Origin of the sequence: Mesorhizobium sp. WSM3868, assembly GCF_002294785.1 — a bacterium.
In the GTDB taxonomy this organism is placed as follows: domain Bacteria; phylum Pseudomonadota; class Alphaproteobacteria; order Rhizobiales; family Rhizobiaceae; genus Mesorhizobium.
This window is the reverse complement of the sequence record NZ_NSGB01000007.1, coordinates 45420-57981: the sequence shown is the minus strand read 5'-3', so window position 1 is coordinate 57981 and position 12562 is coordinate 45420. Positions and strand designations below refer to the sequence as shown.

Here is a 12562-nt window from a genome sequence, read left to right as displayed (position 1 = left end):
CGAATCGTCAGCGCTCACGCGCAAATTCAAAACCTTAGGCGACGCAGCGCCCGTTGCCGAACCACCCTGTCCCCGAATCAAACTGCCGGAACCTCGCGGTCCCGGCAGCATTGCATCGCTTCGGTCGGCCGGCCAGAGCGATCTGCCCCGGCCCTCCCCGTCTTTACTGGTTCAGCACAGCCTTGTCCGGGTTCGGCGGGAAGGCCGGATCGGTCTTTTGGCCGCGCAGCAGCTGTTCGGCATAGATCAGCTGCAGGTCGTCCTTCGGCTCCGGCGGCACATAGGCGGCCGAGCCCGAGCCGGTCGAGCTCTCGTCGGCCCCCTTGATGTGGCCCTTGAGGTCCGATTCGCCGCGGGTCAGGTCCCTGCCCTGCAGGTCCGGCGGCAGCGGCTGCTCGACCTTGATGTCGGGCGTGATGCCCTTGCCCTGGATCGACTTGCCCGACGGCGTGTAATAGAGCGCCGTGGTGAGCCTGAGCGCGCCATTCTCGCCGAGCGGGATGATGGTCTGCACCGAACCCTTGCCGAACGACTGCGTGCCGACGACGGTGGCGCGGCGCAGATCCTGCAGCGCACCGGCGACGATCTCGGACGCGCTTGCCGAGCCGCCATTGACCAGCACGATCAGCGGCTTGCCGCCGATGTCGTCGTTCTGCTTCGGCTTGGCGTCGAAGCGGGTAACGTCCTTCGGATCGCGGCCGCGGGTCGAGACGATCTCGCCGCGCTTCAGGAAGGCGTCCGACACGCTCACCGCCTGGTCGAGCAGGCCGCCCGGATTGAGGCGCAGGTCGAGTACATAGCCCTTCAGCTTGTCGTTGGGCACCTGCTTCTTGATGTTCTCGATGGCGTTCTCGAGATCGTCATAGGTCTTCTCGGTGAAGGAGGTGATCTTCATGTAGCCGATGTCGTTCTCAACCCGGTATTTCACCGCCTTGACCTTGATGATGTCGCGCACGACCGTCAACTCGATCGGCTTGTCGGCGCCCTGGCGCAGGATGGTGAGCTTGATCGGCGTGTTGACCGGGCCGCGCATCTTCTCGACCGCGTCATTGAGGGTGAGGCCGCGCACCTCCTCGCCGTCGATCTTGGCGATATAGTCGCCGGCAAGCACGCCCGCCTTTGCGGCCGGCGTGTCGTCGATCGGCGTGATCACCTTGACCAGGTCGTTCTCCATCGTGACCTCGATGCCGAGGCCGCCGAACTCGCCCTTGGTCTGCACACGCATATCCTGCGCCTGCTCGGCATTCATGTAGGACGAGTGCGGGTCGAGCGAAGCCAGCATGCCGTTGATGGCGTTCTCGACCAGCGACTTGTCGTCCGGGGGCGTCACATATTGCGCGCGCACGCGCTCGAAGATGTCGCCGAAGATCGCCAGCTGCTTGTAGGTCTCGGAACCCGCAGCATTCGCCGCCGAGCCAGGTGCGCCGTAGACCAGGCTCATTGCCGATGCGCCCATCAGCGCGCCGGCAAACAGAAGCGACAATTTCCGCATCATTTCACGTCCTTCCAGAAAATCGGTCCGCCCACCAGGGGTTCGGATCGACGGGTTTTCCATCCTTGCGGAACTCAACATAGAGTTCCGGCGTCGCATTTCCATTCTGCGAGGCCGAGGTGCTTGCCACCCGGGCCTCTCCCATCGCGCCGATCGGCTCTCCTGCGAGCACCGACTGTCCGGTCGCGACGCTGATTCTGCTCATCCCCGCCAGGACGACATGATACCCGTCGCCCGCATTGAGGATCAAGAGTTGACCATAGGAGCGAAACGGCCCCGCATAAAGAACGTTTCCATCCGCCGGCGCGGTGACGATGGCCCCCGATTGTGTCGCAACCATGTCTCCCTGCATCATTGCGCCATTGCCGTCGTCGGTGCCGAAGCGCCGTTTGATCTTGCCGATGACCGGCAGCGCGATCTGGCCCTGGAGCGCCGCGAACGGGGCGGAAGCGGTTAGACGATTGCCCTCCGGCACCGGCGGCGCGGCGGGTTCCGCCGTCGATGCGGTCGTGTCGGCGTCCGCCGATTTCCGATCGGCCGCCTTGGCCTGGTCGGCCGCTTTGCGCGCCTTGTCGGCCTCGAGCGAGGCGATGAGGTCCTTGAGGCTGCTGGCCTTGTCCGCCAGTTGCTGCGAGCGCTGCCGCTCTGCTGCCAGGGCCGCTTCGGTATCGGCCTGCAGCTTCTGCTTGGCCTCGAGCAGCATGGTCAGTCGTTTCTTTTCCGCCGTCTGCTCGGTGACGGCAGCGGTAAGCCGCCCGCGTTCGGCCTCGATCGAGGCCGTCACCCGGGTCTGTTCCTTGAGATCGGCGAGCAGCCTGTCGGTCTGCTGGCGCAATTCCGGCACCACGGCGCCGAGCAGGATGGCGCTGCGCACCGACGACAACGCGTCCTCCGGCTTGACCAGGATCGCCGGTGGCGGATTGAGCCCCATGCGCTGCAGCGCGCCGAGCACCTCGGCGAGCACGTCGCGCCGCGCCACCAGCGAAGCGTGCAGCTTCTCTTGCTCGGCCTTCAGTCCTTCCAGTTTGGCGCCGATGTCCTCGATGTCCTGGCCGAGCTTCTGCTCGGTCATCGCCGACTGGATCAGCGCCGCACTGATCGAGGCATGGTCTTTCTTGACCGTCGCGACGTCGGCGGCAAGCTTGGCCAGCCGCTCGGAGGACAAGGAGATTTCCTTGGAGACCTGCTCGTATTCGACCCGGCTCTTGTCGGGGTCCGGCGGGACATCGAGCGAATTTTCCGCGGCCATAGCCGGCCCGAGCGCGATCAGCGCGGCGACAAGTGTCAAGCCGCAGCGGCTGCGCCAGGCGCGCGTTCTCGAATTCCAGCCTTCAGACATCAGGCCTCGACTCTATCCGCCGCTTCGTTAACGAACCATCAACCATGTTGGATGCACCCGCAACAACCGTGATGTCGGTTCATTGAGGCGGAAATCGGTGCAAGCGGACGTGATCCCCAGCTTTCGGGGTCACAGCGCGAACGATGACTCACGAGCGGTGATAGGGATGCCCGGCAAGGATGGTGGCGATGCGATAGAGCTGTTCGCCGAGCATGACGCGCACCAGCTGATGCGGCCAGGTCAGCGCTCCGAACGACAACACCAGATCGGCCTCTTCGCGCAAGGATTTGTGATGGCCGTCCGCGCCGCCGATCGCGATGACCAGCGCCTTGCGGCCGCTGTCGCGCAACTGGCCGATGCGGGCCGCCAGGTCCTCCGAGGACAGCGCCTTGCCGCGTTCGTCGAGCAGGAACAGCACGTTGCCTTGCTGCAGCTGACCCTGCAGCTTCTGGCCCTCCTCGCGGCGACGTTCGTCGGCGCTCTGGCCGCGGCTCTCGGATGTCTCGACAATGCCGGCAAATTCCAGCCCGACCGCGGGCCCGCTCTTGGCGAAGCGCTCGAAATAGCGGTCGGCGAGCTCTCTCTCGGGGCCGGTCTTCATCCGGCCCACGGCATGAACGGTGATCTTCATCCTCGCCTCGGCGAGCTCTCGATCGGCGCCGGACCGGAACGGTCACGGCCCGCGATACGGCTCAGTGCAAGGTCTCTTCCTCGAGATCCGGCGCCTGCCACATCTTTTCGAGATTGTAGAATTCGCGGACTTCGGGACGGAAGACATGGACGATGATGTCGCCGGAATCGATCAGGACCCAGTCGGCGCTGGCCAGCCCTTCGACGCGCGCCATGCCGAGACCGGCATCCTTGAGCGCCTTGAGGAGATGGTCGGCGACCGCCGAGACATGGCGGTGCGATCGGCCCGAAGCGACGACCATATAGTCGCCGAGGCTCGATTTACCCTGGATGTCGATTGAGACGATGTTTTCGGCCTTGGAGTCTTCCAGACTGGCAAGGACTGTCTTGATGGCGAGGGAGGCAGCATCGCTTCCGCTGATCCCGGCCGGCGAAGGCACGATATTGGCCTTCTTCCGCAGTGCTGTTCTCAGTGTGTTTCCTTTCCAAATAAGAACAACCAAATCACCCGGCAAATCAGGTGACCCTGCTTAGATAGGCAGAGTTCCATTGCAGTTTCAAGACGGGCGCGCTCTCAGGGCGGCCTCGGCAGGTCGGACAGGCCCTCGGAAGGCTGAAAAGAGCGGAACCCCTGCGCGCCGCATGGGTTATCGGCACACCGGACAAAGGGGATTCCCAACCATGCCAATCGACCCGCAGAGCGCCCTCATCACGATTCAAGCCGGGCTTGCGCAGCTCAGCTCGCTGATAGTCTCCTATTCCTTCTCGGCAATCGGTGCTGTGATCCTTCTGGTTGTCGGCTACCTCGTTGCCGGCCTTGCCGAGCGATCGATCTATGCCGGGCTCGGTCATATTCACGGCTTTGACGAGACGCTGCGCCACTTCTTCTCCCAGGTCGTCCGCTACGGCATCCTGATCCTGGTCGTTATCATGGTGCTCGGCCAGTTTGGCGTGCAGACGGCTTCGATCATCGCCGCGATCGGCGCTGCCGGTCTGGCGATCGGCCTTGCACTGCAAGGTACGCTGCAGAACATCGCCGCCGGCATCATGCTGCTTGCGCTGAGGCCCTTCCGCATCGGCGAATATGTGGAGGTCGGTGCGATCGCCGGCACAATCGAGGAGATCGGCCTGTTCGCGACCAAGCTGCGCACTGTCGAAGGCATCTACATTCTGGCGCCCAACCAGACGCTGTGGAACCAGCCGGTACGCAATTTCACCCGCAACGGCGTCAGGCGCACCGATATCAGCTTGAGCATCGGTTCATGGAACGACATCGACCGCGGGCAGAAGACGCTGCTTGCCATCGCCAATGCCGAGAAGCGCATCCGGCGCGAGCCGGCGCCGATCGCCTTCATCGCAGGGCTTGGCGAGAGCACGGTCTCACTGACCCTGCGCTACTGGACTTCAGCGGCCGACTATTTCGCCACCCAGATCGACTTGACCAAACGCGCCAAGCTGGCCTTCGACAACGAGGGCATTTCGATCCCCCTTCCGCCGCCCGAGATACCGTCCCCGGAAGTCCGCAAGCAATAATCTCGTCAGTCCTTGGCCGGCTTTGCCGGCTCCTCCGGCGCGAACGCGAGCTCCACCGGCAGGGGCGTCTGCGCCGACATCGGCGCGAAGCTGCCGGTTGCGGCAGCAGGCATAGGTCGCGCCGCAAACACCCGCCACAGCACGAACAGGCAGAACGCGGAAGCGATGGCGATGCCGACATAGATGAAGGTCCCGGTGCCGAAGACGGCGGAAAGCGCCGTCACGATGCCGGGTACGATGAAGCCGGACAGCGACCAGGCAAAGAGCAGCGAACTCGACAGCGCCAGCAGCTCTTCCTTCCTGGCGCGGTCGGCGGCGTGGGCGCTGGACAGCGAATAGATCGATTCCGATGCACCGTCCCAGATCAGGTAGATCGCCACCAGGACCATCAGCGCCCCGCCGTCGAAGGCGATGGCGAGCAGGCTCGCCGCCACCGCCAGCGCCGCCGTGCCCGCCAGCACATAGCGGCGGTCGGTACGGTCCGAGAGCCAGCCGAGCGGTATCTGCAGGATCAGCGTGCCGACCGGCATCGCCGACAAGAGCAGCGCCACCTCTGCCTGGCTGTAACCCTTGGCGGTGGCGTGGATCGGCGCAAAACCGGAAATGATCATCGACAGGCCGCCCACCGCCAGCATGCCGACGACGCCGACTGGCGAGATCCTCCACGCTTGGCCGAGCGCCACCGAAGCGGCCTGCGGCGCGGGCGGCTGGGCAAGCCGCGTCATGCCCACCGGCAGGATGGACAACGCGGTGAAGGCGATGCCGATCAGCGGCGCCGCCGCCGTCTGGATGTCGATCGCGGCGAGAGTCGCATAACCGACGCCCAATCCGGCGATATAGGCGACGTAGAACACCGCCATCACCCGGCCACGTATGGCGTTCGGCAGGGCGTCGTTGAGCCAGCTCTGCGCGACGATGAAGAGGCCGCATATGGCGAAGCCGTAGAGCGCCCGCGCCGCGATCCACAGCAGCGGCATCGGTCCGGCGCCGATCGCCACGTTGGAGAGCGCGATCAGCGCCGAAAGCACCATGAACGCGCGGGCATGGCCGACCCGGCGCACCAAGGGTCCGGTCAGGATGCAGCCGGCGAGCCCGCCGGCCGAAAGGCCGGTGACGATCAGTCCGGCCCAGGTCGGATCGAAACCATCGGCGCCGAGCCGCACCGGAATGAAGGCGAACATCAGGCCGTTGCCGATCGCGATCAGCGCCATCGACACGATGACGCTGGCAATGGCAATCAGCGGCGCCGATTGTCCGGGATCGGTTTGGGTCTGCGTCAGCATGCCCTCGCAGCTTGGCTGATCGGAATGCGAAAGGCCGCCGTAAAAGCGACATCGCTCGGCCCCTTGTGGAGAAGGGAGGCCTCAGCCCTTCGCCGCCTTGCGGATCGCGGTGGAGGAAAGCGACGAGCGCGGGCCGTGGATGAAGGTCCAGGCCGGCGCCCGCATGCGGGCGAGCAGCGGGGCGTCGCCTTCGTCGACGCGGGCATAGTCGAAGGTCTTGGCGACGACCGAGGACAGGAAGGAGAGCGTGGCGCCCGGTCGGTCGATGACGGCGATCGGGAAGGTCAGCACGATCTCGCGCCAGCGCTGCCAGCGATGGAAGTCGCGTAAGGAATCCGCGCCCATGATCCAGACGAAGTCGACGCCCGGATTGCGCGCCTTGACCAGCGCCAGCGTGTCCGCGGTATAGCGGACATGCTGCGCCGCCTCGAAGGCAGTAACCTTGATCTTCGGATTCCTGGCGATCTTTTCGGACAGCACGATGCGCTCGGCGAGCGGCGCCAGCTCGCGCGCGCTTTTCAGCGGATTGCCGGGCGTCACGATCCACCAGAGCTGGTCGAGGGCCAGCCTTCTCAGCGCAATCTCGGCGACCAGCGCGTGGCCCGCATGCGGCGGGTTGAACGAGCCGCCGAACAGGCCGACGGCCAGCCCTTTGCCGGCATGCGGCATGTGGAGATAGGGCGCGGGGACGGGCTGCTCGGGCTGGGAAAGCATGACGCTAGGCACCCCCCTCTGCCCTGCCGGGCATCCTCCCCGCAAGGGGGGAGATTGGCAGCTCCTTCGCAGTCGCAAATCTTGCAGTGTTGGCGACTGGCGAAACCGGGAAAATCAGCTGATCTCCCCCCTTGCGGGGAGGATGCCTGGCAGGCCGGAGGGGGGAGCCTAGGCGCAAGCTTCAGCCTCTTGGGGCAAGCGACATCAAGGCCTCACTTGCCCCGACCCGCGCACGCGGTACTTGAACGAGGTCAGCTGCTCGACGCCGACCGGTCCGCGCGCATGCATCTTGCCGGTGGCGATGCCGATCTCGGCGCCCATGCCGAACTCGCCGCCGTCGGCGAACTGTGTCGAGGCATTGTGCAACAAAATCGCCGAGTCGATCTCGCTGAAGAATGTTTCGACCGATTGCGCATCCTCGGCGACGATCGCCTCGGTGTGATGCGAGGAGAAGGTCTCGACATGCTCGATCGCGCCGGCCACGCCATCGACCAGCTTCACCGCGATGATCGCGTCGAGATATTCCGTCACCCAGTCGGCGTCGGTCGCCGGGCTGGCGTCGGCAAAGGCTTTCATCACCTCGGCGTCGGCATGGACCTCACAGCCGGCGGCGCGCAGGGCCTCCAGGATCGGCACCAGATGCGTGGACGCGACCGCACGGTCGACGAGCAGCGTCTCGGCGGCGCCGCACACGCCGGTGCGCCGCATCTTGGCGTTGACGGCGATCTGGACCGCCATGTCGAGCTTCGCCGAGCGATCGACATAGAGATGGCAGATGCCTTCGAGATGGGCAAAGACCGGTACGCGCGCCTCGGTCTGCACGCGCCCGACCAGGCTCTTGCCGCCGCGCGGGATGATGACGTCGAGATTGCCGCCTAAGCCTTTGAGCATCTCGCCGACCGCGGCGCGGTCGGTGGTCGGCACCAACTGAATGGCGTCTTGCGGCAGGCCGGCTGCCTTCAGCCCTTCGACCATGCAGGCATGGATTGCGGACGACGAATTGATCGAATCCGAGCCGCCGCGCAGGATCACGGGATTGCCGGCTTTCAGGCAGAGCGCGCCCGCATCAGCCGTCACGTTCGGGCGGCTTTCATAGATGACGCCGATGACGCCGAGCGGCGTGCGCACGCGCTCGATATGGAGGCCGTTCGGCCGGTCCCATTCGGCAATCACCTCGCCGACCGGATCCTTGAGCGCCGCGATCTCGCGAATGCCGTCGGCCATCGCCTTGATACGTGAGGGGTTGAGTTTCAGCCGGTCCATGAAGGAACCGGACAGCCCGGCTTCCTCGCCATTCGACATATCGATGGCGTTAGCCTCTAGGATCGCCTGCTCGTTGCGCAGGATGGCGTCGGCCATCGCGGCCAAGGCGTCGTTCTTGGCCTTGGTCGATGCGACGGCCAACGGTCGGGCAGCGGCGCGGGCGCGGAGGCCGATATCGGCCATCAGCGTCACCGTATCTTCCCCGGATTTGTCATGCAGCTTCAGCATGGTTCATCCTCCGCTGGGTCATTCGTCGGCCAAAACTTGGTCGTCGGCCAATACTTGATCACTGGATCGACTTACCACAAGGTCGTCGCGATGGATCATCGCCGAGCGCGCCTCGTAGCCGAGCACATTTTCGATCTCGGCCGTCTTCAAACCCGCGATCCTTACGGCATCGGCGGCATCATAGGCAACCAGCCCGCGCGCGATCTCGCGGCCCTCGGGCGACAGGATCGCCACCGTGTCGCCGCGCGAGAAATTGCCGCTGACGAGCTTGACGCCGGCCGGCAGCAGCGACTTGCCCGATTTCAGCGCGCCGACAGCGCCGGCATCGACGGTGAGCCTCCCGGCCGGCTCCAACTGTCCCGCGATCCAGGTCTTGTAGCCCTTCACCGGGTTGGCGCTGGGCTTGAAGAAAGTGGCGCGTTCGCCGCGCTCGATCGCCATCAGCGGCGACAGGCGCGTGCCGGCGGTGATGATCATCGCCGTGCCGGCGGCGTTTGCGATCTTGCCCGCGTCGAGTTTCGTCCGCATGCCGCCGCGCGAGAGTTCCGAAGCGGCGGCGCCCGCCATCGCCTCGATGTCCGGCGTGATGCGCTCGACCACCGGAATGAACTTGGCTTGCGGGTCCTTGGCCGGCGGCGCCGTATAGAGCCCGTCGATGTCGGAAAGCAGCACCAGAAGATCGGCGCCCATCATCGTCGCCACCCGCGCCGCCAGCCGGTCGTTGTCGCCATAACGGATTTCGGAGGTCGCGACCGTGTCATTCTCGTTGATGACCGGCACCGCCTTCATCTTGAGCAAGGTCGAGATCGTGGCGCGGGCGTTAAGGTAGCGGCGGCGCTCCTCGGTATCGCCAAGGGTCAACAGAATCTGCCCGGATTTGAGCCCGTCCCTGCCCAGCGCATCCGACCAGGCGCCCGCAAGCGCGATCTGGCCGACGGCGGCCGCTGCCTGGCTTTCCTCGAGCTTCAGCGCGCGTTTGCCGAGCCCGAGAATGGTGCGGCCGAGCGCGATGGCGCCCGAGGAGACGACGAGCACCTCCGCGCCGGCATTGGCGAGCACCGCGATGTCTGCGGCTAAAGAGGTCAGCCAATCGCGCTTCAGGCCGGTCGCGCGGTCGACGAGCAGCGCCGAGCCGATCTTCACGGTTATGCGCCGGTATGCTTTCAGCGATTTCATGGGTTTTGCCGCCAGCGCGTATCGACTGGAGCGGGAACGGCATCGCGTGACTCGGCGACCACCGCCATCAGCGCGCGCTGCACAGCCTCGACGCCTTCGCCGGTGACGGCTGACAACATCATCGGCGCGCGGCCGGCGGCGCGTTTCAGCGAGGCAGCCTTCTTCTTGCGCGCGTCCGCGTCGAGGATGTCGACCTGGCTGAGGGCGATGATCTCAGGCTTGTCGGCCAGCCCATGGCCATAGGCTTCGAGCTCGGCGCGCACGGTCTTGTAGGCCTTGCCGGGATTTTCCTCCTGCGCCGAGACGAGATGGAGCAGGACGCGCGTGCGCTCGACATGGCCGAGGAAGCGGTCGCCGATGCCGACGCCCTCATGCGCGCCCTCGATCAGGCCGGGGATGTCGGCCAGCACGAACTCGCGGCCGTCGATGCGGGCGACGCCGAGGCCCGGATAGAGCGTGGTGAAGGGATAGTCGGCGATCTTCGGCTTGGCGGCGGTGACGGCCGCAAGGAAGGTCGACTTGCCGGCGTTGGGCAGGCCGACAAGGCCGGCATCGGCGATCAGCTTGAGCCGCAGCCAGATGCTCAACTCCTCGCCCGGCTGGCCGGGATTGGCGCGGCGCGGCGCCTGGTTGGTCGAGGTCTTGAAATGCTGGTTGCCGAAGCCGCCATTGCCGCCCTTGGCGAGCAGAAAGCGTTGGCCGACCTCGGTCAAATCGCAGATCAGCGTCTCATTGTCCTCGGCGAATACCTGGGTGCCGGCCGGCACTTTCAGCGTCGCGTCGGCGCCCTTGGCGCCCGTCATGTTGCGGCCCATGCCGTGCATGCCGGTCTTGGCCTTGAAATGCTGCTGGTAGCGGTAGTCGATCAGTGTGTTCAAGCCATCGACGGCTTCGACCCAGACATCGCCGCCGCGGCCACCGTCGCCGCCGTCCGGACCGCCGAACTCGATGAATTTCTCGCGGCGGAACGACATCGATCCGGCACCACCGTCGCCGGACCGGATGTAAACTCGGGCTTGGTCGAGGAATTTCATCGGATTTTCAGGTTTCTGCTATTGCGCTTGCGGGATTGCTCTAAACCAAGGTGGAGCCAAGGGCGAGGCCCGTTTGCAACTAAAGCGCCGGATGCACTTTAGCCAGGGGCGCGGTAGCACTGTTCGCGGGCGAGACCGGGAGGCGCGAATGAAGCTTGTCACCTACAACATCCAGTATGGCATCGGCCTCGACGGCAAATACGATGTCGGCCGCATCGCCGACGCGGTGCGCGGCGCCGATGTCATCGCCCTGCAGGAAGTCACCCGCAACAACCCGCGCAACGGCGACCGCGACATGGTGGCCGAGATCGGCGAGGCGCTGCCGGACTATTTTGTCGCCTATGCCAGCAATTTCGAGGTCAATATCGGCTCGCGCCTGGATGCCGGCCGCGCCGTCACCCGCACCTTCCAGCTCGGCAATATGGTGCTGTCGAAGACGCCCATTCATCTGTCGCGTAATCTCCTTCTGCCGCGCAGCCGCAGCCTGGAGCGGATGAACTTCCAGCGCGGCGCGCTGGAGGCGCTAATCGAGACGCCGCTCGGCTTCATCCGCTTCTACTCCACCCATCTCGACCACCGCAGCCCCGTCGAGCGTCAGAGCCAAATCCGTTTCCTGCGCCAGCGCCTGCTCAACTACGCGCTGGAAGGCGGCGGCCTTTCCGGCATTCCCGAAATCGGCCTGCCGGACCTGCCCTATCCGGAAGCCTTCATCGTCATGGGCGACTTCAACATGCTGCCCGGATCGCCCGAATATGTCGAACTCGCCGGACGTCCGGACCATGAATTCGGCATGCCGCTCACCGCCGATCTCGCCGTCGATGTCGCCCAGCGCCTGGAGGTTTCCGGCCTCTTCACCTGGATCGACCCCAATCGACCCAACGATGCGGGCCGCCACAAATGCATCGACTACGTCTTCACCAGCGCTTCGCTCGCCGGCTCGCTGAAGCGCCTGTGGGCCGACCCGCAGGCGCGCGGATCGGACCACCTGCCGGTCTGGGTCGAATTGGGTTGAGTCGTCTTTGAGCGCCGACGCCTATGCGTGTTGCTATTCAGGTCAGGCTGAGCCGAAAATCACGGCTTCCGAGAACCGGAGCGGAGCGTACTGAAAGTACGCGAGCACCGGAAGCGCAGGAAACCGTCATTTGCGGGCCGGCCTCACCTGAATTTCAACATGCCTAGAAGTGCACCCAGTTGCGCAGGCTCGTCCAGGTCTTGCGGTCCAGCCGGTAGCGCTCGACCGGCACCTGGCCGGCGACGATCGAGTTCAGCATGCCCTGGCCGGCATACTGAAAGCCGCACTTGTGGATGACGCGGCGCGATGCCGGATTGATGACCCTGGTCGAGGCATGCAGCACCTGGATCGAGGTCTTCTGGAAGGCAAGGTCGACCAGCGCGTGCGCCGCCTCGGTCGCATAGCCGCGCTTCCAGTAAGGCTCGCCGATCCAGTAGCCCAGCTCCAGCCCGCGATCGGTGGTATTCAACCCCGCGCAGCCGACGAAAGTGCCGGTTCCGGCGAGCGTCAGCGCATAGGCGATGCCGGCGCGGCGCGACGAGGCCATGGCGAGGAAGGCGCGGGCCTCGGCTTCGCCGTAAGGATGCGGCATGCGGGCCAGCATTTCGGCGACGTGACGGTTGTCGGCCAGAGCGACGAGTTGCGCGAGATCGCTCTCGCGCGGAGCGCGCATGACCAGGCGCTCGGTGGCGAGCACCGGGCAATCGATCGCGTAACTTTCGTCTTCGGTGTCTTCCGCTTCGGCAACCATTTTAGTCCTCCAGGGCAAAGAAAAATGAAAAAGGAGAGATGGAAGCCCATCTCTCCTGATCCTTTTCCTGGCCTGGCCAGACACCGGTTCCCGAGATGGGCGCCGGT

12 protein-coding genes are annotated in these 12562 nt (G+C 65.2%); 2 read left to right on the top strand and 10 right to left on the bottom strand.

The annotated features are described in order from the left end of the window. Positions 1–163 precede the first annotated feature (163 nt). The 4 genes from CK221_RS13380 to rsfS form a co-directional block, all read right to left on the bottom strand. On the bottom strand, positions 164–1495 hold the full coding sequence (locus CK221_RS13380) for a S41 family peptidase (RefSeq protein ID WP_067001610.1): 1332 nt from the start codon (positions 1493–1495) through the stop codon (positions 164–166). A 1-nt stretch (position 1496) separates the two neighbouring features. After that, positions 1497–2831 carry a murein hydrolase activator EnvC gene (locus CK221_RS13375; protein WP_067001607.1) on the bottom strand — a complete coding sequence of 445 codons (1335 nt, stop codon included), beginning with the start codon at positions 2829–2831 and terminating at the stop codon, positions 1497–1499. A gap of 148 nt (positions 2832–2979) precedes the next feature. Then, positions 2980–3462 (bottom strand): 23S rRNA (pseudouridine(1915)-N(3))-methyltransferase RlmH, encoded by a 483-nt coding sequence (gene rlmH, locus CK221_RS13370; protein ID WP_067001603.1) that lies wholly within the window; start codon positions 3460–3462, stop codon positions 2980–2982. A gap of 61 nt (positions 3463–3523) precedes the next feature. Continuing rightward, positions 3524–3901 (bottom strand): ribosome silencing factor, encoded by a 378-nt coding sequence (gene rsfS / locus CK221_RS13365; RefSeq protein ID WP_059189846.1) that lies wholly within the window; start codon positions 3899–3901, stop codon positions 3524–3526. Between the two features lie 241 nt (positions 3902–4142). On the opposite strand from rsfS, the gene CK221_RS13360 reads away from it, so the two are divergent. Further along, positions 4143–4994, top strand: coding sequence for a mechanosensitive ion channel domain-containing protein (locus tag CK221_RS13360; protein WP_095778062.1), 852 nt, complete (start codon positions 4143–4145; stop codon positions 4992–4994). Positions 4995–4999: 5 nt separating this feature from the next. On the opposite strand, the gene CK221_RS13355 is transcribed toward CK221_RS13360, so the two are convergent. The 5 genes from CK221_RS13355 to obgE form a co-directional block, all read right to left on the bottom strand. Further along, a complete protein-coding gene (locus CK221_RS13355; RefSeq protein WP_095778061.1) occupies positions 5000–6277 on the bottom strand; it encodes an MFS transporter in 1278 nt (425 codons plus the stop codon). 81 nt (positions 6278–6358) lie between these two features. Beyond that, entirely contained in the window at positions 6359–6946 is a 588-nt protein-coding gene (locus tag CK221_RS13350; protein ID WP_067001594.1) for a nicotinate-nucleotide adenylyltransferase, read from the bottom strand. Between the two features lie 249 nt (positions 6947–7195). After that, the gene (locus tag CK221_RS13340; protein WP_095778059.1) at positions 7196–8482 is read right to left on the bottom strand and encodes a glutamate-5-semialdehyde dehydrogenase; all 1287 of its coding nucleotides are present in this window, start codon (positions 8480–8482) and stop codon (positions 7196–7198) included. An 18-nt stretch (positions 8483–8500) separates the two neighbouring features. Continuing rightward, positions 8501–9658 carry a glutamate 5-kinase gene (gene proB, locus CK221_RS13335; RefSeq protein ID WP_095778058.1) on the bottom strand — a complete coding sequence of 386 codons (1158 nt, stop codon included), beginning with the start codon at positions 9656–9658 and terminating at the stop codon, positions 8501–8503. Then, positions 9655–10692 (bottom strand): GTPase ObgE, encoded by a 1038-nt coding sequence (gene obgE, locus CK221_RS13330; RefSeq protein WP_095778057.1) that lies wholly within the window; start codon positions 10690–10692, stop codon positions 9655–9657. Before obgE ends, proB begins: the two co-directional genes overlap by 4 nt. A gap of 148 nt (positions 10693–10840) precedes the next feature. On the opposite strand from obgE, the gene CK221_RS13325 reads away from it, so the two are divergent. Beyond that, positions 10841–11704, top strand: coding sequence for an endonuclease/exonuclease/phosphatase family protein (locus tag CK221_RS13325; RefSeq protein WP_067001579.1), 864 nt, complete (start codon positions 10841–10843; stop codon positions 11702–11704). 163 nt (positions 11705–11867) lie between these two features. Here CK221_RS13325 and CK221_RS13320 read toward each other — a convergent pair whose 3' ends face one another. Beyond that, on the bottom strand, positions 11868–12455 hold the full coding sequence (locus CK221_RS13320) for a GNAT family protein (RefSeq protein WP_067001577.1): 588 nt from the start codon (positions 12453–12455) through the stop codon (positions 11868–11870). Between the last annotated feature and the right edge of the window lie 107 nt (positions 12456–12562).